Origin of the sequence: Clostridium aceticum (assembly GCF_001042715.1) — a bacterium.
Classification (GTDB): Bacteria; Bacillota; Clostridia; order Peptostreptococcales; family Natronincolaceae; genus Andreesenella; species Andreesenella acetica.
This window is the reverse complement of sequence record NZ_CP009687.1, coordinates 1,158,489-1,184,380: the sequence shown is the minus strand read 5'-3', so window position 1 is coordinate 1,184,380 and position 25,892 is coordinate 1,158,489. Positions and strand designations below refer to the sequence as shown.

Sequence of the window (25,892 nt, the reverse complement as noted above, 5' to 3'; positions counted from 1 at the left end):
AAAGTTTTTTAAAAATAATCTTTGTTCATAATTCAAATAACTCACCTCATTTTATCCATTTTCATTTCTGTACTATTTATACCATTATACCATTTATACCATTTCTGTCTTCAGGTAAAACAGCTATCTATTATTGAAGAACTTTATTTTCCTCATATACTGTACAATCAACATATCTAATTATTCACCAATACATAAGATTTTATAGGCTAAATACTATGAATAAAGTAATAGAAAACTATAGATATAATTATAGCTCCTAAGGTAATAGCAATACACCTCCAATCCAGTTGTGTATTAACAATAGTATTACTTCCTACACATGACTGTAGGTTATGATACTTTTTGTTTAGTATCATAACTACTCCAATAATAATTAAATAATTCCAAAACTAATAGATGTACCATAAGCTACACCTAAAAACCATAGGATTGGTTATAAAGAATTCAACGATAAACACTTGATTGAGAATCCAATAATAAAGTTAAAAAATATTTACCCATCATATTCTGTGTTTTTTCTTTTATTTGATAAAATAAAAAATAGGATATAGTTTAATAGTGCTTCATATTACTTTATAGCAATATTCGTGCCAAAATAAAAAAGAGTAGAAATTCTACTCTTCCTTGTTTCTGTTGGCAAATTGTCTTTCTGCTTCCTCGATTATTTCTCTAGAGATGGGATCTCCACTATGTACATATATAAAATCACCATCCTGAGATTTATCTACATGTCCTATTTCAGTACCCATTTCTGCATTAAACTCTTCTATAGCTTTTGCCGCTTTAGGATCTAATAACTTTTTTTTATTCAAGTAATTCACCTCATTAATAAATATTTGTTCCTTAGCCATTATTATTTACAGGGATTTATTTTCAATACTATACAAAATAAGGATATCCAAAACTATCCTGGGCTTTTGAAAGATCCTATAAATCTATCTCTAAAATCGCTACTATTAAACAATAAAAAAAGGTAGCCTAAACTGCTTCAATGCCATAGATCATTATGACGATTTTCCTTGTGTATTATACCATAAGAACTATTAGAAAAATATTAAATAGTCCTATAGAAAAATCAAATCAAAAAAATATATTATATAAAAGATTTCAATTAGCAAATTTTAATAAAACAAAGTACAATAATAATGCAATACAATAAAATATATACAAACAATAACTTAAACTGGGGTTGAAGCTATGTTTATTGATATCCATATACATGAAAAAACCTATTCTAATGATAGTCATATTGCTCTAGATGAAATAATAGACAGGGCTAAAGAGATGGGCCTTGACGGCATATGTATTACAGATCATGATAGTAATGATTTAATGGATAAAGCCCATAATATAGCTAAAAAACGAGATTTTTTAATAATTGTTGGGGCAGAGATTTTAACCTATGAAGGTGATATGTTGGTCTTTGGACTAGATCACCTCCCAAAAGAAAAGCTTCATGCTGATGAATTGCTGAAATTGGTGGAAAAAAGTAAAGGAGTAGCCATTAGTGCCCATCCTTTTAGACCAAGCAACAGAGCCACGGGAAATTACAATAGAAGTTTACGAGGTTTTCGAGGAATTGAAGCCTTTAACGGTACTACCAAGTCCCAGTATAATACCTTAGCATATTATCTTGCCCAAGAGCTTAACCTACCTGCCTTAGGAGGAAGCGATGCCCACCATATTCATCAAATAGGACAGTGTGCCACTTTGTTTCCTGATGGCATTAGGGATGAGAAGGATTTGATACAGGCTATTGTGTCTAGGGAGGTATCTCCTATAATTTATAGAAACAATACTTTTCAATCCATCGTAAAACAAGATTCTCTATCGATGATAATTTCATAAAAGAAAATCCCCTCCTGTAGTAGGTGGGGGTTTATTATTTAAGATAACTATAACTTTAATTTTTTTATTGTCTTAGGTATATGATTCAATCTTCTAGCTCCCGGTCGGAAATTATAAAAAAGTGCTCTTTCCGTAAGATTTAAAATCATTTGTATAAGATCACACCCCTCCATACGAATACTTCCCTTTGAACAGCTTCTTTCTCCAAAGGTCTTCACATCGTCCACTCTCACATTTTTCCCAATAAACATAATTGGCAAAGACTCTCCAGAATGAATCATTTCTCCAGAACTAGGGGTGGTATGGTCACCAGTGACGACTAAAAGAAGGTCTTCCTTTAATGCAGCATCAACTAATGGCTTTAAGTAACCATCAATTTCTTCTAGTACCTTCACTTTATTGTGGGGATTTTTTGTGTGGGCTGCCTCGTCCGGTGTCTTCGTATGAAGATGAATGAATTCATAGTCACTATTTAGGGCTAAATCTACACCCTCTTTAAGATCTTTATAGTTTATATAATCCATTCCTAGTAGCTTTGAAATCCCTAGCATTAGTTGACTAGAACCAACAATACAACCCTCCATGCCATGTTTTTCCTCAAAAGGTCTTAAGTTAGGCTTTCGCCCTGCCCACTTCGTTAGAAGAAAGTTGGCTGGTTGCTTTCCCTTATGTACTCTATCAAGGTTGATGGGATGGTGCTTAAGGTAGGCATAACTCTCCCTTAAATACCTATTTAAAACCTTGGCTGTGTGTTCAGCATTACTGGCATTTGTCTCAAAGGCTTCTATCGCCATGACATACCCTTGATCATAGAAGGGATCACTGTCAGAAATTTCACTGCTGATACTATCCCCCTTCAGCTTCAATACCCCATGGGGTCCGATAGAATAGTCCCATTGGAGGGTAACACCTTCTATTTCCCTTGGCAAAACTTCCTTTAATGCCATTATTTCTTCTAGGGATATATCCTTCGTCCATCTCTCCTTAATAAACAGTCCTTCTTTTTCTTCAACATAGGCCCAGGAAGTTACCATATAGACAGCATCTTCCTCTAAAAAAAAATTTCTAGATAGAGCATTAATAATCCCCCTACCTGGAAAATCCTTTATCTCATATCCAAAGAGAATAAAATGTGCAACTTCAGTTCCTAATGGAACCCCCTGCCGCCAAGGTATCATCATTCCTGTTTCAGCCTGTTGACATAATATATCTAAATTAGGTGTATTTGCAGCCTCAAGAGGGGTTTTTCCATTTAGTTCTTTTTGAGGTCTATCTCCTAAACCATCCAAAAGCAATACTATCGTCTTCACCATGTATCACCTATCCTCTTTAAAGCCTCCACCATCTCACTTTTATTTGGATTTTCTACCTTTAAAATCACTTCACCTAGCTGGATACATACAGGATATAGAAAATTTTTTAAATAAGCCTGAATTTTTTCTTCATCATAGATAGTCCTACCATGTATATCCTTATAGTTCCCACTATAGACACAGCTGGGGTGATCCTTACCCTCTTGCCATTCCCAGCCTATTAACTTCTCCACTTCATCTCCATCCTCCATATATCTTAGAGGAATTAAAAGCTCTACCCCAAAATGCTCAGTAATTTTTTTATAGGCAGAAAGACTACTGGATAGTTGATTTATTTTAATTCTACCATCATGACTTTCTCGTTCCCCAGAAATAATCTTTTTACCTAACTTTAAAGCCATAGGAACCCTTAGTAAATGAAAATATGCATGGCACCCTATACAGGGACTATAGAAATCAAATTTTCTATGAATATCGTTTACGAACCTACCATTAATTATACTCCATAAGTCAGGATTACTGTAATAAATTAAGGGAAAGATTGTTTTATCTTCACCGTATAAATCCTTTACTCTTATTACTAGCTGTTGATAATTTTTCTCTAAACTTTGAAAATCCCCATATTCTGTAGGTGCAAGGGAAGCAACTGGTAAGATATGTTGAATAGAAGCATCCTCTAAGGCTTTTAGAATAGCTGCTACACTATCCCTTCCTGAAAATTCCCCAATAACAGTATCATTAGGTATGGTTTCTAATATGTTTTTTATATCCTGTTGGCTTGTATTCTGCTTTGTCATATTCCCATCTCCTACTTATAATCTTTTTCAAATTTTTATATAAACCTTTTATAAATTTTATCATACGTTTTAGTTTTTAGCTACTGACTTTAAGTGTCAAATTATTAGCGTTAACTTAAACCATAGCTTATCGTCCTGAGTGAAGCAAAGCGGAGTCGAAGAATCTTAGCATTAACAAAATGACAGTTCAAGAGAATTTTGGTAATAACTGTGTTAGGGTAACGCCTTAATAGTAGGACTGCATCTTTTTTTCTTATAGATATCAAAATTACCTACTAGTGCTAGTACTAGGTAAATTTGATTACTCAATAGAAATCAAATTTACTATTGAATAATATAATAAAAAGCATGGGGGAAGAAACCCAATAATATATATCTTACTAGTCAAAATATCTATTTAATAATTTAGGAGTGATGTCATGAGTCAAAACTACTATAAGTGGGAGAAAGAGGCTTTCTTAGGTTCTACTATCCTCCACTCTAATTCTGACAAAAATCGTTATGATGTTGTCTTTGCTGGTGCTGAAAAATTAGGTAATACATTACAATACAAAGTTCATTTTATTTATAACTTCCATTCAATAGGAAATTCTCCTAATTGTCACTGCATGTTTCCATCAAGTTCTAATATGACTGTTATGGCAACTTATGGACAATCCATTAGATTGGCTAGACATTTAGGGATCAATGAAGAAGTAACTATTACTTATAGGCCTGAAGATCATGGTTCATGTCTTCGTTTTTTTCCAGTAAAGCAGCTAAAATTCCTAGAGATAAAAACCGATTATATTCGTTATGAATTTCATAGCATATAAAGCTTAGCTACAGTTTTTTTACTTAATTAAGAGATCAAGTAGGCTATAAACTAAAAAAACACCTACAAGATAAAATCCTGTAAGTGTTTTAATTACTGGTGCGCCCAGAGAGATTCGAACTCCCGACCTTCTGATTCGTAGTCAGACACTCTATCCAGCTGAGCTATGAGCGCATTTTTTTGGAGGCGGCACCCAGATTTGAACTGGGGAATAAAGGTTTTGCAGACCTCTGCCTTACCACTTGGCTATGCCGCCTTGTTTTGGTGATCCATCCGCGACTCGAACGCGGGACACCCTGATTAAAAGTCAGGTGCTCTACCGACTGAGCTAATGGATCTTAATATGGCTGGGATAGCAGGACTCGAACCTGCGGATGACGGAGTCAAAGTCCGTTGCCTTACCGACTTGGCTATATCCCATTGTTATTTAATTATGCTTCTTTTATATGGGGTGGATGATGGGATTCGAACCCACGCATGCAGGAGCCACAATCCTGTGTCTTAACCACTTGACTACACCCACCATATATGTTTATACATAAAATAAGTACACGATCTAAATCGACCACCTACTTATAGCATAAAAATGGAGCGGAAGACGGGACTCGAACCCGCGACCCTCGCCTTGGCAAGGCGATGCTCTACCACTGAGCCACTTCCGCATACTAAATACTAATTTTTATATAATTGGTGCGGGTGGAGGGACTTGAACCCCCACGGTCGCCCGCTAGATCCTAAGTCTAGTGCGTCTGCCAATTCCGCCACACCCGCATGTGTGATATATATTATGGTGGAGGGAGAAGGATTCGAACCTTCGAAGTCGTTGACAACAGATTTACAGTCTGCCCCCTTTGGCCACTCGGGAACCCCTCCAGTATTTCTAATTAATGGAGCTGGTGATGGGATTCGAACCCGCGACCTGCTGATTACAAATCAGCTGCTCTGGCCAACTGAGCTACACCAGCATGTGTTTTATAATGTTGTTAGCTTTTTCACAATACATTTTACATAAATAAATCATTGAAATGTGTTGCAAAATGCTAAGTAAGTGACCAACACAAGATCAAAGATTTTATTCATCTACTTTTGGTGGGCGCAACAGGACTTGAACCTGTGACCCCCTGCTTGTAAGGCAGGTGCTCTCCCAGCTGAGCTATGCGCCCATTTTTTTTGGTGACCCCTAGGGGAATCGAACCCCTGTTACCGCCGTGAAAGGGCGGTGTCTTAACCGCTTGACCAAGGGGCCAAAATGGTTGCGGGGACAGGACTTGAACCTGTGGCCTCCGGGTTATGAGCCCGACGAGCTACCAACTGCTCTACCCCGCGATGTTTTTCATAGTGGTGCCGAAGACCGGAATCGAACCGGTACGATCTTGAAGGACCGCAGGATTTTAAGTCCTGTGCGTCTGCCAGTTCCGCCACTTCGGCATTTTGTTTTGGCTCCAGAGAGAGGACTCGAACCTCCAACCTACCGGTTAACAGCCGGGTGCTCCACCATTGAGCTACTCTGGAACTTCTATATCGCAACGACCTACTCTCCCAGGCAGCTTCCCGCCAAGTACCATCAGCGCTGAAGGGCTTAACTGCTGTGTTCGGTATGGGAACAGGTGTGACCCCTTCGCTATTGTCACGATATTCTTTTGAAGGATTGTTCCCTCAAAACTAAACAATGTATGAGTTATTTTTGGTCAAGTCCTCGACCTATTAGTATCGGTCAGCTTAATACATTACTGCACTTACACCTCCGACCTATCTACCAGATAGTCTTTCTGGGGTCTTACTCACTTGCGTGATGGGAAATCTTATCTTGAGGGGGGCTTCGTGCTTAGATGCCTTCAGCACTTATCCCTTCCGTACATAGCTACCCAGCGGTGCCTTTGGCAAGACAACTGGTACACCAGCGGTACGTCCATCCCGGTCCTCTCGTACTAAGGACAGCTCCTCTCAAATTTCCTACGCCTGCGACGGATAGGGACCGAACTGTCTCACGACGTTCTGAACCCAGCTCGCGTACCACTTTAATGGGCGAACAGCCCAACCCTTGGGACCTACTTCAGCCCCAGGATGTGATGAGCCGACATCGAGGTGCCAAACCTCCCCGTCGATGTGGACTCTTGGGGGAGATAAGCCTGTTATCCCCGGGGTAGCTTTTATCCGTTGAGCGATGGCCCTTCCACTCGGTACCACCGGATCACTAAGTCCGACTTTCGTCCTTGCTCGACTTGTTGGTCTCGCAATCAAGCTCCCTTATGCCTTTGCACTCTTTGCACGATTTCCGACCGTGCTGAGGGAACCTTTGAGCGCCTCCGTTACTTTTTAGGAGGCGACCGCCCCAGTCAAACTGCCCGCCTGACAGTGTCCCAAAACCAGATCATGGTTCATGGTTAGAACTTCAGTACTACAAGAGTGGTATCCCAACATCGACTCCTCCAAGACTGGCGTCCTAGGTTCTCAGTCTCCCACCTATCCTGTACATCTAGTACCAAAATCCAATGTCAAGCTGCAGTAAAGCTCCACGGGGTCTTTCCGTCCTGTCGCAGGTAACCAGCATCTTCACTGGTATTACAATTTCACCGGGTCCATTGTTGAGACAGCGCCCAAATCGTTACGCCTTTCGTGCGGGTCGGAACTTACCCGACAAGGAATTTCGCTACCTTAGGACCGTTATAGTTACGGCCGCCGTTTACTGGGGCTTAAGTTCTGTGCTTCGCTTGCGCTAACACTTCCCCTTAACCTTCCAGCACCGGGCAGGCGTCAGCCCCTATACGTCGTCTTTCGACTTTGCAGAGACCTATGTTTTTGCTAAACAGTCGCTTGGGCCTGTTCTCTGCGACCGAAGTGTGCTTACAGCGTATAGCCTTCACACCCTTCGGCACCCCTTCTCCCGAAGTTACGGGGTCATTTTGCCGAGTTCCTTAACAATGGTTCTCCCGCTCGTCTTAGGATTCTCTCCTCACCTACCTGTGTCGGTTTGCGGTACGGGCACCTAGTTTCTCAATAGAGGCTTTTCTCGACAGTGTGGAATCAGTTGCTTCGCTACTTGTTTTTCGCTCCCCATCACCTCTCAGGATTATGCTAAAACGGATTTGCCTGTCTTAGCTCCCTACTGGCTTAGACCCACTCAACCAACGGTGGGCTCAACCTATCCTTCTGTGTCACCCCATCTCTCAAACGATTCTAGGTGGTACAGGAATCTCAACCTGTTGTCCATCGCCTACGCATTTCTGCCTCGGCTTAGGTCCCGACTAACCCTGAGCGGACGAACCTTCCTCAGGAAACCTTAGGTTTTCGACGGGTAGGATTCTCACCTACCTCTCGTTACTCATGCCAACATTCTCTCTTCTATGCAGTCCACTACTCCTTACGGTATAGCTTCAACCCACATAGAATGCTCGCCTACCGAATATTTCTATTCCCATAGCTTCGGTGATACGTTTGAGCCCCGGACATTTTCGGCGCAGAATCACTCGACCAGTGAGCTATTACGCACTCTTTAAATGAGTGGCTGCTTCTAAGCCAACATCCTGGTTGTCTGTGCAACTCCACATCCTTTCCCACTTAACGTATACTTTGGGACCTTAGCTGATGATCTGGGTTCTTTCCCTCTTGACCACGGATCTTATCACTCGTAGTCTGACTCCTGAAAATAAGTTAACGGCATTCGGAGTTTGATAGGTTTTGGTAACCGGTGAAGGCCCCTAGACCATTCAGTGCTCTACCTCCGTCACTCTCATTTCAAGGCTAGCCCTAAAGCTATTTCGGCGAGAACCAGCTATCTCCGAGCTCGATTGGAATTTCTCCGCTACCCACAGGTCATCCAATGACTTTTCAACGTCAACTGGTTCGGACCTCCACGAAATTTTACTTCCGCTTCATCCTGCCCATGGGTAGATCGCACGGTTTCGGGTCTATAGCATGTAACTAATCGCCCTATTAAGACTCGGTTTCCCTTCGGCTCCGTACCTGAAGTACTTAACCTTGCTACATACCATAACTCGTTGGCCCGTTCTACAAAAAGTACGCGGTCACGCATATATAGCGCTTCCACAGCTTGTAGGCAAAAGGTTTCAGGTTCTTTTTCACTCCCCTTCCGGGGTTCTTTTCACCTTTCCCTCACGGTACTATGCGCTATCGGTCACTAGGTAGTATTTAGCCTTGGGGGGTGGTCCCCCCTGCTTCCCACAGGGTTTCACGTGTCCCGTGGTACTCTGGATCATTCTCAAAGATTTTCAGTGTTTCGCTTACGGGACTTTTACCCTCTACGGTGGAGTTTTCCAACTCTCTTCAACTACACTTACCAATCTTCTTAATGAAAATGTCCGCAACCCCAAAAACTTAAGTTCTTGGTTTGGGCTCTTCCCCTTTCGCTCGCCGCTACTGAGGGAATCGATTTTTCTTTCTCTTCCTCGGGGTACTTAGATGTTTCAGTTCCCCCGGTCTACCTTCTATTACCTATGAATTCAGTAATAGATACTTGGACATTACCCCAAGTGGGTTTCCCCATTCGGATATCTACGGATCAATGCTTGCTTGCAGCTTCCCGTAGCTTTTCGCAGCTTACCACGTCCTTCTTCGGCTCCTAGTGCCAAGGCATCCACCCTTTGCCCTTAATAACTTGACCTTTGATGAATTACTTTAGCTTTGTTTCTTTTCTCATATCATTGTTTAGTTTTCAAAGAACAATTTAAGAATCGTCAAGAATACTATTCTATCAAATTCTTTTCTTTTTGTCAATCTTCTAAACATGGTGCTTTCTACCATATTCTTTGGTGGAGACGAGGAGAGTCGAACTCCTGACCCCCTGCTTGCAAGGCAGGTGCTCTCCCAACTGAGCTACGCCCCCACTTTTGTTCTTGCTTTATAGAGAAACAAAAGTCCCTCAAAATTAAACAGTATAGTATTGCCATTTCTCCTTAGAAAGGAGGTGATCCAGCCGCACCTTCCGATACGGCTACCTTGTTACGACTTCACCCCAGTCATCGGCTTCACCTTCGACAGCTCTCCCCTTACGGTTGAGCAGCTGGCTTCGGGCGCTTCCGACTCCCGTGGTGTGACGGGCGGTGTGTACAAGACCCGGGAACGCATTCACCGCGACATTCTGATTCGCGATTACTAGCAACTCCGACTTCATGTGGGCGAGTTTCAGCCCACAATCCGAACTGAGACCGACTTTATGAGATTCGCTCCAGATTACTCCTTCGCTGCCCTTTGTATCGGCCATTGTAGCACGTGTGTAGCCCTGAACATAAGGGGCATGATGATTTGACGTCATCCCCACCTTCCTCCGAGTTATCCCCGGCAGTCTCTCTAGAGTGCCCATCCGAAATGCTGGCAACTAAAGACAAGGGTTGCGCTCGTTGCGGGACTTAACCCAACATCTCACGACACGAGCTGACGACAACCATGCACCACCTGTCACTTCTGTCCCCGAAGGGAAAACTTCTGTTAAAAAGCGGTCAAAAGGATGTCAAGTCCAGGTAAGGTTCTTCGCGTTGCTTCGAATTAAACCACATGCTCCGCTGCTTGTGCGGGTCCCCGTCAATTCCTTTGAGTTTCACACTTGCGTGCGTACTCCCCAGGCGGAGTGCTTAATGCGTTAGCTGCGGCACTGAGGTTTGACCCCCAACACCTAGCACTCATCGTTTACGGCGTGGACTACCAGGGTATCTAATCCTGTTCGCTCCCCACGCTTTCGTGCCTCAGCGTCAGTTACAGTCCAGAGAGTCGCCTTCGCCACTGGTGTTCCTCCTAATATCTACGCATTTCACCGCTACACTAGGAATTCCACTCTCCTCTCCTGCACTCAAGCCAATAAGTTTCTAAGGCTTACTACGGTTGAGCCGTAGCCTTTCACCCTAGACTTTATTGGCCGCCTACGCACCCTTTACGCCCAGTGATTCCGGATAACGCTTGCCCCCTACGTATTACCGCGGCTGCTGGCACGTAGTTAGCCGGGGCTTCCTCCCGAGGTACCGTCATTATCTTCCCTCGAAACAGAGCTTTACGACCCGAAGGCCTTCATCGCTCACGCGGCGTCGCTGCATCAGGGTTTCCCCCATTGTGCAATATCCCCCACTGCTGCCTCCCGTAGGAGTCTGGACCGTGTCTCAGTTCCAGTGTGGCCGGTCACCCTCTCAGGTCGGCTACTGATCGTCGCCTTGGTAGGCCTTTACCCCACCAACTAGCTAATCAGACGCGGGCCCATCTTGTACCAATAAATCTTTGGCTATTCTAAGATGCCTTAGAATAGCTTTATGCGGTATTAGCAATCGTTTCCGACTGTTATCCCCCTGTACAAGGTAGGTTGCCCACGCGTTACTCACCCGTCCGCCGCTAGGCAAATATCTAACATTCAATACTCGATTCTCATCCTGTGTTGGCACTTTATGGCGTAAAGCTAGCCTTTGCTCACAAAGGGTCTACAGGCCTGCTTAACGCTGCCTCTCTTTCTCCCTTATCTCTCAAGTACTCAATGTTAGATATTTGCCTCGCTCGACTTGCATGTGTTAGGCACGCCGCCAGCGTTCATCCTGAGCCAGGATCAAACTCTTAATAAAAAATATCTGGGTTCTATCATTAACTGATAGATGTATTTTGCTGGCTTAATATCTATACTGTTTAATTTTCAAAGACCTTTTTTTCTGCCGCCCTCATTCGGCGACTTAACTACTATATCATACTTCACTATATTATGTCAACACTTTTTTTAATTTCTTTTTCTTCTGTGTCGAACTTTCTTCTATCCCGTCGCCCCTTCGCTAGCGGCGACTTTTACTACTATATCAAATTTATTGCTTCTTGTCAACATTTTTTTGAAAAAATTATGACACCTAACTATTCTAGCTATTATGCCCTAAGCATGACACCTATAATACTATGTAAAGTTATCGCTTTTAAACAACAACGGAAGGGCCAAGACCCTTTCTACCTTCACTTCTCTTCTGATACTTCTAGGTTAGGGATTTCTATCTCTTTCATCTGAAAATGCCATTTACCAATATCACTTTCCTCTCCTTTAAAAACTATTGTATCTAAATATAGATATTTATGAAGTTCACCTTTGTATCTCCCACCCTCTGGGTAAAAAATGTAGTTTAAATGATTTTCATTCTGTCGAAGATCTTCGATGGTTAAGCCTTGGGGATACATTAAGTAAGGGTCTAAATATATCCCTTGATAAACATCCCTTTGGTTAAATCCCTCAATCCTTTGAAGTTCTTCTATAAAACCATTTTCCCAATTGTTATCTCCTTCTTTATCCCTGTTCTGATTTTCATAATTTAGAACTACTAATCCAAAGTTTGCATGATATATTGCCCTATCTTGAGGAGTTATTATATCCAAGGGGTAACCGTTATTAGGTATTTTATTATTCCTCCCCTCTATAGCATCTATCTTTTGTAGTAATCTTTCTAATGCTTCCTCGTAATATGTTCCCTGTTCCTTTAGTATTTCATCTTTATAAATGTTAAAGGTCTTTTCTCTAGTATTTAATAGTAGATGTCTTCTTATAAAAAAATATGTTTTCATATAATCTCCCCTTCTCTAATTCACTATTTAAACTTCTGTGCACCTAAAAATTATGCTTATTCTCTATCCTTGTATTTGTACCTAAGACAATTTTCTATTGCTTCTAAAGATTGAGGGAAGGTAACAGTATATAATCTTTCAAAATAATCATAACTAATTTCATAGCCTATTTTACTAAGCTCTTGAAAGTCTCTCTGCATAGTCCTTTTACTCACATTAGGGAATTTCTTTTTATACCAACTGCTGCAAGTTTCTTGTTCTTTAGGACTACAATCATAGTAGGAGATTTCAGTATGGCCTGCTAACTCAATCATAATAGTAGCTAATCTTATTAGTTTTTCAAGGTGCCTATTATTTGCCTTGTTTTCAGAAAAAACAAGTGGCTGCTTAGCACATGGATAACGATTATCTTGATGGATATATCCTTTTTCTTTTTTAGAAAATACTACATTTATTAGACCAGCCCTTTGCAATTCATGTAGATCTCGTGCTATGGTTCTATTACTAACCTTTAATAAGCTTTTAATTTCTATAGGCTCTAGTACTTCACTATAATAAAACATGTGAAATAACAGAAGCTGACGTAAGGTTTTATTAAACATATCTTTCTCCCTCCTTAATTGTATTTTACTATAATTACCAACACCATAAAGCCAATTGTATGTCACCTTTGATTTTCTTCTTTTTACATCTATTCTAGTAGAACAATTTACTGGAGTACCTTTTGTATTGTAGGTACCAAAGAATTGACCTATAGAAATCATAAGCAATAGTTAATACAATAAATCAAGCAGAAAACTAACTTCTACTGGATTTATTCTATCAATGATTATATCTAGTTTCCTCCCATAGCTCCACCTAAAAGACAATTTCCGAAGTGTTTTTTTGAGGTTTTTATTCTTTATTTATACATTCTCCTCTTTTCACCTTACCGACTCTTTAGTTCCCGCCTGCTTGTCACCTTACCGTCCTTTATATATATTTTCATCCCTCTATGAATTACGTATTGTTTTCCATCCTCCGGCATAATAATATCAAAATCATCCGTTAGTAATCCCCATTGCTTATACTTCTTAACAGTATAAAAACTAACAACCTCTGCATTGTAGCCAAAGAAGGTCTTTTCTTTATTGACGTTTTTCCTTGTTATAAAGCCATCACTCCCGCCAACATCATCAAATTGAAGGGCCACTACAAATTCTCCTCTTCCATTAATAAACCCCCATTTTCCCCGGACCATTACTGCAGCATAACCAATATCCCAAAATTCCTTTGCATCATCAAAGCTAGGCTCAAAGATATATGTACCCTTTTTATCTATATAACCGTATTTTCCGTCTTTTTTAACAAGGGCTGCATATTGACGTTTCTCTTGACTATGTACAGTAAAAACATCAAGGCATCGAAATTCCTTTGCTACCTCAAATTGGGGAGATAATATTACTTCTCCATTTTTATCAATGTAGCCAAACTTATCTTCTTTCTTTACCCAGCTTAGGGCTTTATGAAAAGCATCAGCTGTATCATCCCATACTATCTCTACAACCTCCCTTCCTTCAGGATCTATAAAACCGTATCTGTTGTTTTTCTTAACCTTTGCACGGTCGCCATAGAAGGGATAGGCATAATCATAGGTAGGAGGAACAATTATTACGCCTGTGGACAATAGAAAGTATCCCCATTTTGATGTATCCTTTTGAGGTTCTGTATTGCTTTCATCATAGCAACCTATATAAAACTGAACCATATCAAAACTTATGTGCTGACATACATATTCTTCTGCTGCTTTATAATTGCCCTCTTCATCTACTACATAAACAACTTTATCCTTGATTCTCCCTTTATAATATAGGTCGAACTCGCAGTCATATATGGTACAACACCCAGCTCTCATCAAACCCCTCCTTGTAATTGCAACAAAATAACCCTCATCCCTTATCATCACTGTAGCAACAAATCTTATTTAAAAGCTACTCTACAATCCTTGAAAATTCCTTCAAAAACCCCATAAAGATATCGTACCTAGTACTACAGACTTCCTTATAAGTAACAAAATTATCTAAATCCGCCATAAACACAGGAAATTCTTCATAACCCGATTCTACAAATTCAATTAATGCACTTCTAAAATTATCTTTACTAAAATTAAAAACTTCTACATTTAACTCATAGTCACTATTCACCTTGACCCATGCCCTCACCATCTCCCTTAGAGTCATATCATAGTAGGGTGCCAAATCATCGTCCCCACCACTTGGATTTACACAAGGAAGTCTTATGAAATCCTTATAGGAAATAGGTATAACTTTAGACCCTTCCCCCCATTCAATATGTTTGTAACCATTTCTTTTTATAATTTTAGCTATCATCTTTTACCTCCAATACCTAAATTATTTAAAAACAAATTTATAAAGATTTCTTTAAAATCTGTAGAAAACAAGGCTTATCCTCATGCCCCTGTAATCCTACCACTATTTTTGCTATCTTCATTAATTTTTCAAACCACACTCCCGACTAAACGTGTATTTTCACATCCTTAATGTCACGGATGATTGTTCTATGACTTATTTTTAAGAAATGAATAATCTCAGTATTTTTTACCGCCTGATCGTGTAAAAGCATATGGAATGGTATAAGTTTCCAAAACATTTTACTAAATACTTTATCCTCAACTTTTCTTGTAATCCTATTATACTACGGATGTTAGCAAGTAGTAGACAACAGTCTGTCGTGGTGATGATTAATAAAAAGCAGAGAATATTCTCTGCTTTTTATATGTTTCACGGTATTCCAAAAGTACCAAACTTTTAAAACTGAGTTTATTGGTACATTCCAAGCTCTATTTTATTCAGTCCAGTACTTTTCCACTAAATATTTTCTTAGTTGATCATATTTTTTAACCTCAATACAGGATAAAGGTTCTTTTTGTATATTGACCTCATTTATATCCCCTCTGTAAATTCCACGAATCCAGGTGAGTTAACACACTTGCTTAATAAATCGGCAAACAATGGGTCTTTTGGTTTAATTAGTGTTGAAATTGATGAAAAATCAATAATGTTATCCTTATCTTGGGTTTTTTGGGGTTGGATAAAAACAGATTTAACCTTTGCATCAATTTCTTCATTCACTATAATTTCACTAATTGCACGTTTATAGCCATAAGGGGTGCTTCCATAATTTAAGGTCCATAGTTTTTTAGGTGCTTCTATATAACCAATATAGTTAAGATAGTAAATTAATGTAGCATATTTCGAATACTCTTTCGTCACTTTAGCAATATCAACTAAACCTTTTAGAACATCCGCAAATGGCATTCCATCACATATCTTCATAAGGTCATTCTGGTCTTGTCGAATAGACTTCATATCAGTTTTAAGCTCAACAAAAAAAACAGTTTTTAAATCCTTTGACGATACTACAAAATCTATGTTATCCGAGTATTCACCTTTTCTTTTTTTTGTTGTCAAATTTTGATTTATAGGAAATTCTGGTATAACATAATCGCTACTATCAATCCCATATTTATGTTTTATAATATCTCTTAAATGAAATGAAAACAATATATCGATATGACGCTCCAGTTGATAACCTGGAAAATTACGCCAATATTCTAAGCGTACAAGAAGCTCTTTAGTTCTATCCATATGATCACCTCATTGATTTATTTAAAATTGATAGTTGTAATGTACATTTTGCTTAGTGCTTCACATTTGCGACTTTCGTAAACCCAATCCGCAAAGATCAACACTTTGACGGAGCTTCATTCCCAGTGAATAGGTGTAGTGCTGAACTTCTCCTTAAAACGTGCTTCCAACAGCTTTATGTAATTGAAAGTGTCAATAAATAGGCAGCTTTTGCATTAGAGGATTTATTAGATAACAAAAGTGATAATTCAAATTTAAAACAGTCATAGTAGCCTGTTGTTTGTGTATAAGAATAGTATTATTTATTGATAGGCGTTTGGCATTATGTAAACAAATTAACAAAAAAAAATCAAAAAACCCTATAACCGTTATGGTTACAGAGCTTCACTTGGTGCGCCCAGAGAGATTCGAACTCCCGACCTTCTGATTCGTAGTCAGACACTCTATCCAGCTGAGCTATGAGCGCATTTTTTTGGAGGCGGCACCCAGATTTGAACTGGGGAATAAAGGTTTTGCAGACCTCTGCCTTACCACTTGGCTATGCCGCCTTGTTTTGGTGATCCATCCGCGACTCGAACGCGGGACACCCTGATTAAAAGTCAGGTGCTCTACCGACTGAGCTAATGGATCTTAATATGGCTGGGATAGCAGGACTCGAACCTGCGGATGACGGAGTCAAAGTCCGTTGCCTTACCGACTTGGCTATATCCCATTGTTATTTAATTATGCTTCTTTTATATGGGGTGGATGATGGGATTCGAACCCACGCATGCAGGAGCCACAATCCTGTGTCTTAACCACTTGACTACACCCACCATATATGTTTATACATAAAATAAGTACACGATCTAAATCGACCACCTACTTATAGCATAAAAATGGAGCGGAAGACGGGACTCGAACCCGCGACCCTCGCCTTGGCAAGGCGATGCTCTACCACTGAGCCACTTCCGCATACTAAATACTAATTTTTATATAATTGGTGCGGGTGGAGGGACTTGAACCCCCACGGTCGCCCGCTAGATCCTAAGTCTAGTGCGTCTGCCAATTCCGCCACACCCGCATGTGTGATATATATTATGGTGGAGGGAGAAGGATTCGAACCTTCGAAGTCGTTGACAACAGATTTACAGTCTGCCCCCTTTGGCCACTCGGGAACCCCTCCAGTATTTCTAATTAATGGAGCTGGTGATGGGATTCGAACCCGCGACCTGCTGATTACAAATCAGCTGCTCTGCCAATTGAGCTACACCAGCATGTTTTTTAGTAATATTTATGGCGACCTGGAAGGGACTCGAACCCTCGACCTCCAGCGTGACAGGCTGGCATTCTAACCAACTGAACTACCAGGCCGCATTGTTTTTAAATGGTGGGCGCAACAGGACTTGAACCTGTGACCCCCTGCTTGTAAGGCAGGTGCTCTCCCAGCTGAGCTATGCGCCCATTTTTTTGGTGACCCCTAGGGGAATCGAACCCCTGTTACCGCCGTGAAAGGGCGGTGTCTTAACCGCTTGACCAAGGGGCCAAAATATGGTAGCGGCAACAGGAGTCGAACCTGTGACCTTTCGGGTATGAACCGAACGCTCTAGCCAGCTGAGCTATGCCGCCAAAATGGTTGCGGGGACAGGACTTGAACCTGTGGCCTCCGGGTTATGAGCCCGACGAGCTACCAACTGCTCTACCCCGCGATGTTTTTCATAGTGGTGCCGAAGACCGGAATCGAACCGGTACGATCTTGAAGGACCGCAGGATTTTAAGTCCTGTGCGTCTGCCAGTTCCGCCACTTCGGCATTTTGTTTTGGCTCCAGAGAGAGGACTCGAACCTCCAACCTACCGGTTAACAGCCGGGTGCTCCACCATTGAGCTACTCTGGAACTTCTATATCGCAACGACCTACTCTCCCAGGCAGCTTCCCGCCAAGTACCATCAGCGCTGAAGGGCTTAACTGCTGTGTTCGGTATGGGAACAGGTGTGACCCCTTCGCTATTGTCACGATATTCTTTTGAAGGATTGTTCCCTCAAAACTAAACAATGTATGAGTTATTTTTGGTCAAGTCCTCGACCTATTAGTATCGGTCAGCTTAATACATTACTGCACTTACACCTCCGACCTATCTACCAGATAGTCTTTCTGGGGTCTTACTCACTTGCGTGATGGGAAATCTTATCTTGAGGGGGGCTTCGTGCTTAGATGCCTTCAGCACTTATCCCTTCCGTACATAGCTACCCAGCGGTGCCTTTGGCAAGACAACTGGTACACCAGCGGTACGTCCATCCCGGTCCTCTCGTACTAAGGACAGCTCCTCTCAAATTTCCTACGCCTGCGACGGATAGGGACCGAACTGTCTCACGACGTTCTGAACCCAGCTCGCGTACCACTTTAATGGGCGAACAGCCCAACCCTTGGGACCTACTTCAGCCCCAGGATGTGATGAGCCGACATCGAGGTGCCAAACCTCCCCGTCGATGTGGACTCTTGGGGGAGATAAGCCTGTTATCCCCGGGGTAGCTTTTATCCGTTGAGCGATGGCCCTTCCACTCGGTACCACCGGATCACTAAGTCCGACTTTCGTCCTTGCTCGACTTGTTGGTCTCGCAATCAAGCTCCCTTATGCCTTTGCACTCTTTGCACGATTTCCGACCGTGCTGAGGGAACCTTTGAGCGCCTCCGTTACTTTTTAGGAGGCGACCGCCCCAGTCAAACTGCCCGCCTGACAGTGTCCCAAAACCAGATCATGGTTCATGGTTAGAACTTCAGTACTACAAGAGTGGTATCCCAACATCGACTCCTCCAAGACTGGCGTCCTAGGTTCTCAGTCTCCCACCTATCCTGTACATCTAGTACCAAAATCCAATGTCAAGCTGCAGTAAAGCTCCACGGGGTCTTTCCGTCCTGTCGCAGGTAACCAGCATCTTCACTGGTATTACAATTTCACCGGGTCCATTGTTGAGACAGCGCCCAAATCGTTACGCCTTTCGTGCGGGTCGGAACTTACCCGACAAGGAATTTCGCTACCTTAGGACCGTTATAGTTACGGCCGCCGTTTACTGGGGCTTAAGTTCTGTGCTTCGCTTGCGCTAACACTTCCCCTTAACCTTCCAGCACCGGGCAGGCGTCAGCCCCTATACGTCGTCTTTCGACTTTGCAGAGACCTATGTTTTTGCTAAACAGTCGCTTGGGCCTGTTCTCTGCGACCGAAGTGTGCTTACAGCGTATAGCCTTCACACCCTTCGGCACCCCTTCTCCCGAAGTTACGGGGTCATTTTGCCGAGTTCCTTAACAATGGTTCTCCCGCTCGTCTTAGGATTCTCTCCTCACCTACCTGTGTCGGTTTGCGGTACGGGCACCTAGTTTCTCAATAGAGGCTTTTCTCGACAGTGTGGAATCAGTTGCTTCGCTACTTGTTTTTCGCTCCCCATCACCTCTCAGGATTATGCTAAAACGGATTTGCCTGTCTTAGCTCCCTACTGGCTTAGACCCACTCAACCAACGGTGGGCTCAACCTATCCTTCTGTGTCACCCCATCTCTCAAACGATTCTAGGTGGTACAGGAATCTCAACCTGTTGTCCATCGCCTACGCATTTCTGCCTCGGCTTAGGTCCCGACTAACCCTGAGCGGACGAACCTTCCTCAGGAAACCTTAGGTTTTCGACGGGTAGGATTCTCACCTACCTCTCGTTACTCATGCCAACATTCTCTCTTCTATGCAGTCCACTACTCCTTACGGTATAGCTTCAACCCACATAGAATGCTCGCCTACCGAATATTTCTATTCCCATAGCTTCGGTGATACGTTTGAGCCCCGGACATTTTCGGCGCAGAATCACTCGACCAGTGAGCTATTACGCACTCTTTAAATGAGTGGCTGCTTCTAAGCCAACATCCTGGTTGTCTGTGCAACTCCACATCCTTTCCCACTTAACGTATACTTTGGGACCTTAGCTGATGATCTGGGTTCTTTCCCTCTTGACCACGGATCTTATCACTCGTAGTCTGACTCCTGAAAATAAGTTAACGGCATTCGGAGTTTGATAGGTTTTGGTAACCGGTGAAGGCCCCTAGACCATTCAGTGCTCTACCTCCGTCACTCTCATTTCAAGGCTAGCCCTAAAGCTATTTCGGCGAGAACCAGCTATCTCCGAGCTCGATTGGAATTTCTCCGCTACCCACAGGTCATCCAATGACTTTTCAACGTCAACTGGTTCGGACCTCCACGAAATTTTACTTCCGCTTCATCCTGCCCATGGGTAGATCGCACGGTTTCGGGTCTATAGCATGTAACTAATCGCCCTATTAAGACTCGGTTTCCCTTCGGCTCCGTACCTGAAGTACTTAACCTTGCTACATACCATAACTCGTTGGCCCGTTCTACAAAAAGTACGCGGTCACGCATATATAGCGCTTCCACAGCTTGTAGGCAAAAGGTTTCAGGTTCTTTTTCACTCCCCTTCCGGGGTTCTTTTCACCTTTCCCTCACGGTACTATGCGCTATCGGTCACTAGGTAGTATTTAGCCTTGGGGGGTGGTCCCCCCTGCTTCCCACAGGGTTTCACGTGTCCCGTGGTACTCTGGATCATTCTCAAAGTTCTTCAGTGTTTCGCTTACGGGACTTTTACCCTCTACGGTGGAGTTTTCCAACTCTTTTCAACTACACTTACCAATCTTCTTAATGAAAATGTCCGCAACCCCAAAAACTTAAGTTCTTGGTTTGGGCTCTTCCCCTTTCGCTCGCCGCTACTGAGGGAATCGATTTTTCTTTCTCTTCCTCGGGGTACTTAGATGTTTCAGTTCCCCCGGTCTACCTTCTATTACCTATGAATTCAGTAATAGATACTTGGACATTACCCCAAGTGGGTTTCCCCATTCGGACATCTACGGATCAATGCTTGCTTGCAGCTCCCCGTAGCTTTTCGCAGCTTACCACGTCCTTCTTCGGCTCCTAGTGCCAAGGCATCCACCCTTTGCCCTTAATAACTTGACCTTTGATGAATTACTTTAGCTTTGTTTCTTTTCTCATATCATTGTTTAGTTTTCAAAGAACAATTTAAGAATCGTCAAGAATACTATTCTATCAAATTCTTTTCTTTTTGTCAATCTTTTAAACATGGTGCTTTCTACCATATTCTTTGGTGGAGACGAGGAGAGTCGAACTCCTGACCCCCTGCTTGCAAGGCAGGTGCTCTCCCAACTGAGCTACGCCCCCACTTTTGTTTTTGCTTTATAGAGAAACAAAAGTCTCTCAAAATTAAACAGTATAGTATTGCCATTTCTCCTTAGAAAGGAGGTGATCCAGCCGCACCTTCCGATACGGCTACCTTGTTACGACTTCACCCCAGTCATCGGCTTCACCTTCGACAGCTCTCCCCTTACGGTTGAGCAGCTGGCTTCGGGCGCTTCCGACTCCCGTGGTGTGACGGGCGGTGTGTACAAGACCCGGGAACGCATTCACCGCGACATTCTGATTCGCGATTACTAGCAACTCCGACTTCATGTGGGCGAGTTTCAGCCCACAATCCGAACTGAGACCGACTTTATGAGATTCGCTCCAGATTACTCCTTCGCTGCCCTTTGTATCGGCCATTGTAGCACGTGTGTAGCCCTGAACATAAGGGGCATGATGATTTGACGTCATCCCCACCTTCCTCCGAGTTATCCCCGGCAGTCTCTCTAGAGTGCCCATCCGAAATGCTGGCAACTAAAGACAAGGGTTGCGCTCGTTGCGGGACTTAACCCAACATCTCACGACACGAGCTGACGACAACCATGCACCACCTGTCACTTCTGTCCCCGAAGGGAAAACTTCTGTTAAAAAGCGGTCAAAAGGATGTCAAGTCCAGGTAAGGTTCTTCGCGTTGCTTCGAATTAAACCACATGCTCCGCTGCTTGTGCGGGTCCCCGTCAATTCCTTTGAGTTTCACACTTGCGTGCGTACTCCCCAGGCGGAGTGCTTAATGCGTTAGCTGCGGCACTGAGGTTTGACCCCCAACACCTAGCACTCATCGTTTACGGCGTGGACTACCAGGGTATCTAATCCTGTTCGCTCCCCACGCTTTCGTGCCTCAGCGTCAGTTACAGTCCAGAGAGTCGCCTTCGCCACTGGTGTTCCTCCTAATATCTACGCATTTCACCGCTACACTAGGAATTCCACTCTCCTCTCCTGCACTCAAGCCAATAAGTTTCTAAGGCTTACTACGGTTGAGCCGTAGCCTTTCACCCTAGACTTTATTGGCCGCCTACGCACCCTTTACGCCCAGTGATTCCGGATAACGCTTGCCCCCTACGTATTACCGCGGCTGCTGGCACGTAGTTAGCCGGGGCTTCCTCCCGAGGTACCGTCATTATCTTCCCTCGAAACAGAGCTTTACGACCCGAAGGCCTTCATCGCTCACGCGGCGTCGCTGCATCAGGGTTTCCCCCATTGTGCAATATCCCCCACTGCTGCCTCCCGTAGGAGTCTGGACCGTGTCTCAGTTCCAGTGTGGCCGGTCACCCTCTCAGGTCGGCTACTGATCGTCGCCTTGGTAGGCCTTTACCCCACCAACTAGCTAATCAGACGCGGGCCCATCTTGTACCAATAAATCTTTGGCTATTCTAAGATGCCTTAGAATAGCTTTATGCGGTATTAGCAATCGTTTCCGACTGTTATCCCCCTGTACAAGGTAGGTTACCCACGCGTTACTCACCCGTCCGCCGCTAACCTCATTATCTTCCACCCGAAGGCTTCTGATAAATCGGTTCGCTCGACTTGCATGTGTTAGGCACGCCGCCAGCGTTCATCCTGAGCCAGGATCAAACTCTTAATAAAAAATATCTGGGTTCTATCATTAATTGATAGATGTATTTTGCTGGCTTAATATCTATACTGTTTAATTTTCAAAGACCTTTTTTTCTGCCGCCCTCATTCGGCGACTTAACTACTATATCATACTTCACTATATTATGTCAACACTTTTTTTAATTTCTTTTTCTTCTGTGTCGAACTTTCTTCTATCCCGTCGCCCCTTCAGTAGCGGCGACTTTTACTACTATATCAAATTTATTGTTGTTTGTCAATACTTTTTTTAGTGGACTTGCTTGAAAATTTTCGAAACAGAGTATTTTCAATGCACTCACTACTTTTTTATGTCGTTTTTGTCATTGACGACTTTTATTACTATACCAGAATCACTTGCATATGTCAATAGATTTTTTTATCATATTTTATCACATATCCGAGAAATATATAGTGGCAAATTAGAATTGCCACTATATTTACCCACTAAAATATAGTATAGTTAGTTTTTGTTCTTTTATACATTAAAAAATATAAATAAAATATAAAAACCTATTTATTAAAAGCAGCAATAACACTTCCTAAAGCAATAGAATATAGTTTTGTTTCTGCATCGTCAGCTCTTGAGGTTAAAACTACTGGAGCCCTAGCCCCCATAATGATACCAGCTGACTTAGCCTTTGCCATATAGGTCAGTGCTTTTCCTATACCATTTCCTACTTCAATGGTAGGAACCAACAGCACATCTGTTTCTCCTGCTACTGGGCTGCTAAATCCCTTTATTTCAGCAGCATTTTTAGAAATAGCTAAGTCAAAGGCTATAGGTCCTTCTACTATAGCATCTTTTCCAAAGTAACCTCCCTCTGCTAATTCCTTTAGTGCCTGTGCATCTATTGTGGCCTGCATTTTGTCACTTACCTTTTCTTTAGCAGCTAAGCAAGCCACCTTTGTTTTTTCAATACCTATAGCTTTCGCAGAAGTGATGGCATTCTTTAAAATACTCTTTTTTTCTTCTAATGTAGGTGAAATATTCATTCCCCCATCAGTTAAAAAAAGTAGTTTATGATAGGTTGGTACCTCATATACCATAACATGACTTAGTAGGCTTTCCGTTCTTAATCCCACTTCCTTATCTAGTACTGCCTTTAATAAAATAGATGTATCTAATATCCCTTTCATAACAAAATCAGCTTTACCGTTAGACACCATTTTGACCGCCTCTAAAGCAGCCTCCACTAAATCAGGTATATGAATTATAGTACAGTTTAGATCTATTGCTAGGTATTTGGCTATGGCTGTTATTTTAACTTGATCACCAATTAATATGGCTTCTATAATCTTCTTCTCTTGTGCTTGTGCCACTGCTTGAAGTACATCTTTATCTTCAGCAGCTGCCACCACTAATCTCATTTTGGCCTGCTCTTGAGCAGTTTTTACTAATTCTTCTAAAGTTTTTATCATAGGTCACCTCATTTTTTATTAATTTTACTCATATATCATAGGCATTAACTTAACACAATTATTGTAAAAATTCTCTCGCACTGTCATCCTGCAAAATTTTTATTGCAACTTATTATATTTAAAAGTTTTTAAGAATTATAATTGCTATATTCATTCTATATATATTTTTGTTTTCCTTCTATAGCTTTATAAAGTCGCTGAAGATTAGAATAATGCAAACTGTGCATGATATATTTTAAGTGTAGTTAGATAACTGGTTTAAGATGCACTTGAGACATAAAAAAGTTGATCGAAGCCACTATAATTGATGCTATTAGTAGATTATGTGTAAAATTTAACTTATAATGTATTTATATATCCTATTCTGCATCACTTACTTCAAAATAACAAAGCTACGTGATATATTAAATAGTTTAAAACGCTTAAAATCACTTTTGCTATTTATAGTAAAATAGTAACGGTCATTTTTTATCTGTTAAAGTATAGGTTGTCAGCAGGCAACTGTGAGTATTTGTCTACAAATACATGTACTTTTGTTGTAGTATTGAAGAAATATTAAGAATGGAGAGTGATACAGCATGAAAAATTTATATAAGGCATTGCTGTCAAAAATTAATGAAGGTAGTCAGTGTATCATGCTAACTTATCTGAATGTACATAATACCCGAAAGGGCTCTATTGAAAAAAAAATTTTTTTAACAAATCATGAAATTGAAAAAAAATCTTTTCCTTTTTGCGATGATGTTTATGAAAAAATGTGTCTTTCTTTAGAAACTGGCAAGCTTCAAATGGTGAGTGTTGAGGAAAATAAAACTGTTTTAATAGAACCATTTCTTCCAAAACCTCGTTTAGTTATCTTTGGTGGTGGACACATAGCCAAGCCTTTATCAGAATTCGCTTCAAGGGTAGGCTTCGCTACTACTATTGTAGATGATAGACCCTCTTTCGCTAATACGCAGCGTTTTCCTGAAGCTGAAAAAGTAATTTGTGAAAACTTTCAAAAATCTTTTGACTTAATTCAATTAACAAAGTCAGATTATGTAGTGATTGTAACAAGAGGTCATAGACATGACGGCATAGTCTTGCGTGAAGTCTTAAATTATGATCTTAGTTATATAGGCATGATAGGGTCAAGACGCAAAGTGAATGCTATGATGAAAGAACTATTAAGCGAAGGCTTTTCCCAAGATAAACTGGACTTAGTTAATTCCCCTATAGGATTGGATATAGCCGCTATTACCCCCGATGAAATAGCTATTTCTATAGTATCTCAACTTATTAGTTTTAAAAACAAAGTTGTCTTAAGTAAGTTCGGCAAAAATTTTATCCTTCCTGAATTTGATAGATCGGTAATGGAAGAGATATCTACAGAGTCAGCAATTCCCAAAGCTGTCATAACGATATTGTCCTCTAAGGGGTCTGTGCCTAGAAAAGCTGGTGCTAAAATGGTAGCATATTTTGACGGAAGAACTATCGGAAGCATCGGTGGAGGCTGTAGTGAAGCAGCTGTTTTATCTAAAATAAGAGAAAATATGACGGAAAAGTTTTTTTGCATTGAACATGTTGATATGACCGGCGATGTAGCTGAATCCGAAGGAATGGTATGTGGTGGAGTTATGGAGGTGCTTGTGGAAATCTTTTAGATAAAAACCCGTATTGAAATACGGGTTTTTATCGTTAAGCTAGACTATATTCATGTGCCCAG

The 25,892-nt window shown here is 41.6% G+C and carries 12 protein-coding genes, 32 tRNA genes and 6 rRNA genes; 3 read left to right on the top strand and 47 right to left on the bottom strand.

The genetic code is table 11. The annotated features are described in order from the left end of the window. Positions 1-617: 617 nt before the first annotated feature. On the bottom strand, positions 618-854 hold the full coding sequence (locus tag CACET_RS05480) for a hypothetical protein (protein WP_158385975.1): 237 nt from the start codon (positions 852-854) through the stop codon (positions 618-620). 346 nt (positions 855-1,200) lie between these two features. Between CACET_RS05480 and CACET_RS05475 the strand changes: the two genes are divergently transcribed. Continuing rightward, a complete protein-coding gene (locus CACET_RS05475) occupies positions 1,201-1,851 on the top strand; it encodes a PHP-associated domain-containing protein (protein ID WP_044825471.1) in 651 nt (216 codons plus the stop codon). 47 nt (positions 1,852-1,898) lie between these two features. On the opposite strand, the gene CACET_RS05470 is transcribed toward CACET_RS05475, so the two are convergent. Next, on the bottom strand, positions 1,899-3,161 hold the full coding sequence (locus tag CACET_RS05470) for a BPG-independent phosphoglycerate mutase family protein (RefSeq protein WP_044825485.1): 1,263 nt from the start codon (positions 3,159-3,161) through the stop codon (positions 1,899-1,901). Next, positions 3,158-3,961: a hypothetical protein gene (locus CACET_RS05465; protein WP_052661497.1), complete on the bottom strand. Its 804-nt coding sequence runs from the start codon at positions 3,959-3,961 to the stop codon at positions 3,158-3,160. The genes CACET_RS05470 and CACET_RS05465 overlap by 4 nt, the downstream gene beginning before the upstream one ends. Positions 3,962-4,380: 419 nt before the next feature. On the opposite strand from CACET_RS05465, the gene CACET_RS05460 reads away from it, so the two are divergent. After that, the gene (locus CACET_RS05460; RefSeq protein ID WP_044825472.1) at positions 4,381-4,776 is read left to right on the top strand and encodes a hypothetical protein; all 396 of its coding nucleotides are present in this window, start codon (positions 4,381-4,383) and stop codon (positions 4,774-4,776) included. A 96-nt stretch (positions 4,777-4,872) separates the two neighbouring features. Here the strand turns inward: CACET_RS05460 and CACET_RS05455 are convergent. From CACET_RS05455 to CACET_RS05240, 44 genes are all read right to left on the bottom strand, one after another. Next, positions 4,873-4,949, bottom strand: a tRNA-Arg gene (locus CACET_RS05455). A gap of 7 nt (positions 4,950-4,956) precedes the next feature. Then, positions 4,957-5,031, bottom strand: a tRNA-Cys gene (locus CACET_RS05450). A 6-nt stretch (positions 5,032-5,037) separates the two neighbouring features. Then, a tRNA-Lys gene (locus CACET_RS05445) sits at positions 5,038-5,113 on the bottom strand. Positions 5,114-5,119: 6 nt separating this feature from the next. After that, positions 5,120-5,195 (bottom strand) — tRNA-Gln (locus CACET_RS05440). Positions 5,196-5,222: 27 nt separating this feature from the next. Continuing rightward, a tRNA-His gene (locus CACET_RS05435) sits at positions 5,223-5,298 on the bottom strand. 64 nt (positions 5,299-5,362) lie between these two features. Then, positions 5,363-5,437, bottom strand: a tRNA-Gly gene (locus tag CACET_RS05430). Between the two features lie 26 nt (positions 5,438-5,463). Further along, a tRNA-Leu gene (locus CACET_RS05425) sits at positions 5,464-5,546 on the bottom strand. A 17-nt stretch (positions 5,547-5,563) separates the two neighbouring features. Then, positions 5,564-5,648 (bottom strand) — tRNA-Tyr (locus tag CACET_RS05420). A gap of 15 nt (positions 5,649-5,663) precedes the next feature. Continuing rightward, positions 5,664-5,740 (bottom strand) — tRNA-Thr (locus CACET_RS05415). A 122-nt stretch (positions 5,741-5,862) separates the two neighbouring features. Then, positions 5,863-5,938: transfer RNA gene (locus CACET_RS05410), tRNA-Val, on the bottom strand. 8 nt (positions 5,939-5,946) lie between these two features. Continuing rightward, positions 5,947-6,021 (bottom strand) — tRNA-Glu (locus CACET_RS05405). A 4-nt stretch (positions 6,022-6,025) separates the two neighbouring features. Beyond that, positions 6,026-6,101 (bottom strand) — tRNA-Met (locus CACET_RS05400). A gap of 13 nt (positions 6,102-6,114) precedes the next feature. Further along, positions 6,115-6,203, bottom strand: a tRNA-Leu gene (locus CACET_RS05395). A gap of 9 nt (positions 6,204-6,212) precedes the next feature. Further along, positions 6,213-6,287, bottom strand: a tRNA-Asn gene (locus CACET_RS05390). Positions 6,288-6,293: 6 nt separating this feature from the next. After that, positions 6,294-6,410, bottom strand: a 5S ribosomal RNA gene (rrf, locus tag CACET_RS05385). Between the two features lie 49 nt (positions 6,411-6,459). Further along, positions 6,460-9,396: ribosomal RNA gene (locus CACET_RS05380) — 23S ribosomal RNA — on the bottom strand. Positions 9,397-9,542: 146 nt separating this feature from the next. Continuing rightward, a tRNA-Ala gene (locus tag CACET_RS05375) sits at positions 9,543-9,618 on the bottom strand. 74 nt (positions 9,619-9,692) lie between these two features. Further along, positions 9,693-11,332, bottom strand: a 16S ribosomal RNA gene (locus tag CACET_RS05370). The 16S, 23S and 5S rRNA genes sit together here with 15 tRNA genes alongside, the layout of an rRNA operon. A 373-nt stretch (positions 11,333-11,705) precedes the next feature. Continuing rightward, complete coding sequence (locus tag CACET_RS05365; protein WP_044826528.1) at positions 11,706-12,305, bottom strand: hypothetical protein; 600 nt, start codon at positions 12,303-12,305, stop codon at positions 11,706-11,708. A 56-nt stretch (positions 12,306-12,361) separates the two neighbouring features. Then, entirely contained in the window at positions 12,362-12,907 is a 546-nt protein-coding gene (locus CACET_RS05360) for an HTH domain-containing protein (RefSeq protein ID WP_044826527.1), read from the bottom strand. Positions 12,908-13,233: 326 nt separating this feature from the next. Beyond that, complete coding sequence (locus CACET_RS05355; RefSeq protein WP_044826526.1) at positions 13,234-14,199, bottom strand: WG repeat-containing protein; 966 nt, start codon at positions 14,197-14,199, stop codon at positions 13,234-13,236. A 76-nt stretch (positions 14,200-14,275) separates the two neighbouring features. Next, entirely contained in the window at positions 14,276-14,674 is a 399-nt protein-coding gene (locus CACET_RS05350; protein ID WP_044826525.1) for a hypothetical protein, read from the bottom strand. Positions 14,675-15,247: 573 nt separating this feature from the next. Then, positions 15,248-15,952, bottom strand: coding sequence for a hypothetical protein (locus tag CACET_RS05345; protein ID WP_044826524.1), 705 nt, complete (start codon positions 15,950-15,952; stop codon positions 15,248-15,250). Positions 15,953-16,341: 389 nt separating this feature from the next. Continuing rightward, a tRNA-Arg gene (locus CACET_RS05340) sits at positions 16,342-16,418 on the bottom strand. A 7-nt stretch (positions 16,419-16,425) separates the two neighbouring features. Continuing rightward, positions 16,426-16,500, bottom strand: a tRNA-Cys gene (locus CACET_RS05335). 6 nt (positions 16,501-16,506) lie between these two features. Then, a tRNA-Lys gene (locus tag CACET_RS05330) sits at positions 16,507-16,582 on the bottom strand. A 6-nt stretch (positions 16,583-16,588) separates the two neighbouring features. Next, positions 16,589-16,664 (bottom strand) — tRNA-Gln (locus CACET_RS05325). A 27-nt stretch (positions 16,665-16,691) separates the two neighbouring features. Then, positions 16,692-16,767 (bottom strand) — tRNA-His (locus CACET_RS05320). Between the two features lie 64 nt (positions 16,768-16,831). After that, positions 16,832-16,906: transfer RNA gene (locus CACET_RS05315), tRNA-Gly, on the bottom strand. A gap of 26 nt (positions 16,907-16,932) precedes the next feature. After that, positions 16,933-17,015, bottom strand: a tRNA-Leu gene (locus tag CACET_RS05310). Positions 17,016-17,032: 17 nt separating this feature from the next. Continuing rightward, positions 17,033-17,117: transfer RNA gene (locus CACET_RS05305), tRNA-Tyr, on the bottom strand. A 15-nt stretch (positions 17,118-17,132) separates the two neighbouring features. Next, a tRNA-Thr gene (locus CACET_RS05300) sits at positions 17,133-17,208 on the bottom strand. A 20-nt stretch (positions 17,209-17,228) separates the two neighbouring features. After that, positions 17,229-17,305 (bottom strand) — tRNA-Asp (locus CACET_RS05295). A 14-nt stretch (positions 17,306-17,319) separates the two neighbouring features. After that, a tRNA-Val gene (locus CACET_RS05290) sits at positions 17,320-17,395 on the bottom strand. Positions 17,396-17,402: 7 nt separating this feature from the next. Further along, positions 17,403-17,477: transfer RNA gene (locus CACET_RS05285), tRNA-Glu, on the bottom strand. A gap of 6 nt (positions 17,478-17,483) precedes the next feature. Further along, positions 17,484-17,560 (bottom strand) — tRNA-Met (locus tag CACET_RS05280). 4 nt (positions 17,561-17,564) lie between these two features. Beyond that, a tRNA-Met gene (locus CACET_RS05275) sits at positions 17,565-17,640 on the bottom strand. Between the two features lie 13 nt (positions 17,641-17,653). Then, positions 17,654-17,742, bottom strand: a tRNA-Leu gene (locus CACET_RS05270). Between the two features lie 9 nt (positions 17,743-17,751). After that, positions 17,752-17,826, bottom strand: a tRNA-Asn gene (locus tag CACET_RS05265). 6 nt (positions 17,827-17,832) lie between these two features. Beyond that, positions 17,833-17,949: ribosomal RNA gene (gene rrf, locus CACET_RS05260) — 5S ribosomal RNA — on the bottom strand. 49 nt (positions 17,950-17,998) lie between these two features. Next, positions 17,999-20,935: ribosomal RNA gene (locus tag CACET_RS05255) — 23S ribosomal RNA — on the bottom strand. Between the two features lie 146 nt (positions 20,936-21,081). Further along, a tRNA-Ala gene (locus CACET_RS05250) sits at positions 21,082-21,157 on the bottom strand. 74 nt (positions 21,158-21,231) lie between these two features. After that, a 16S ribosomal RNA gene (locus CACET_RS05245) occupies positions 21,232-22,759 on the bottom strand. 519 nt (positions 22,760-23,278) lie between these two features. Beyond that, positions 23,279-24,187: a bifunctional enoyl-CoA hydratase/phosphate acetyltransferase gene (locus tag CACET_RS05240; protein WP_044823306.1), complete on the bottom strand. Its 909-nt coding sequence runs from the start codon at positions 24,185-24,187 to the stop codon at positions 23,279-23,281. A 578-nt stretch (positions 24,188-24,765) separates the two neighbouring features. Between CACET_RS05240 and CACET_RS05235 the strand changes: the two genes are divergently transcribed. Next, positions 24,766-25,830 carry an XdhC family protein gene (locus tag CACET_RS05235; protein WP_044823307.1) on the top strand — a complete coding sequence of 355 codons (1,065 nt, stop codon included), beginning with the start codon at positions 24,766-24,768 and terminating at the stop codon, positions 25,828-25,830. The last annotated feature ends 62 nt before the right edge of the window (positions 25,831-25,892 follow it).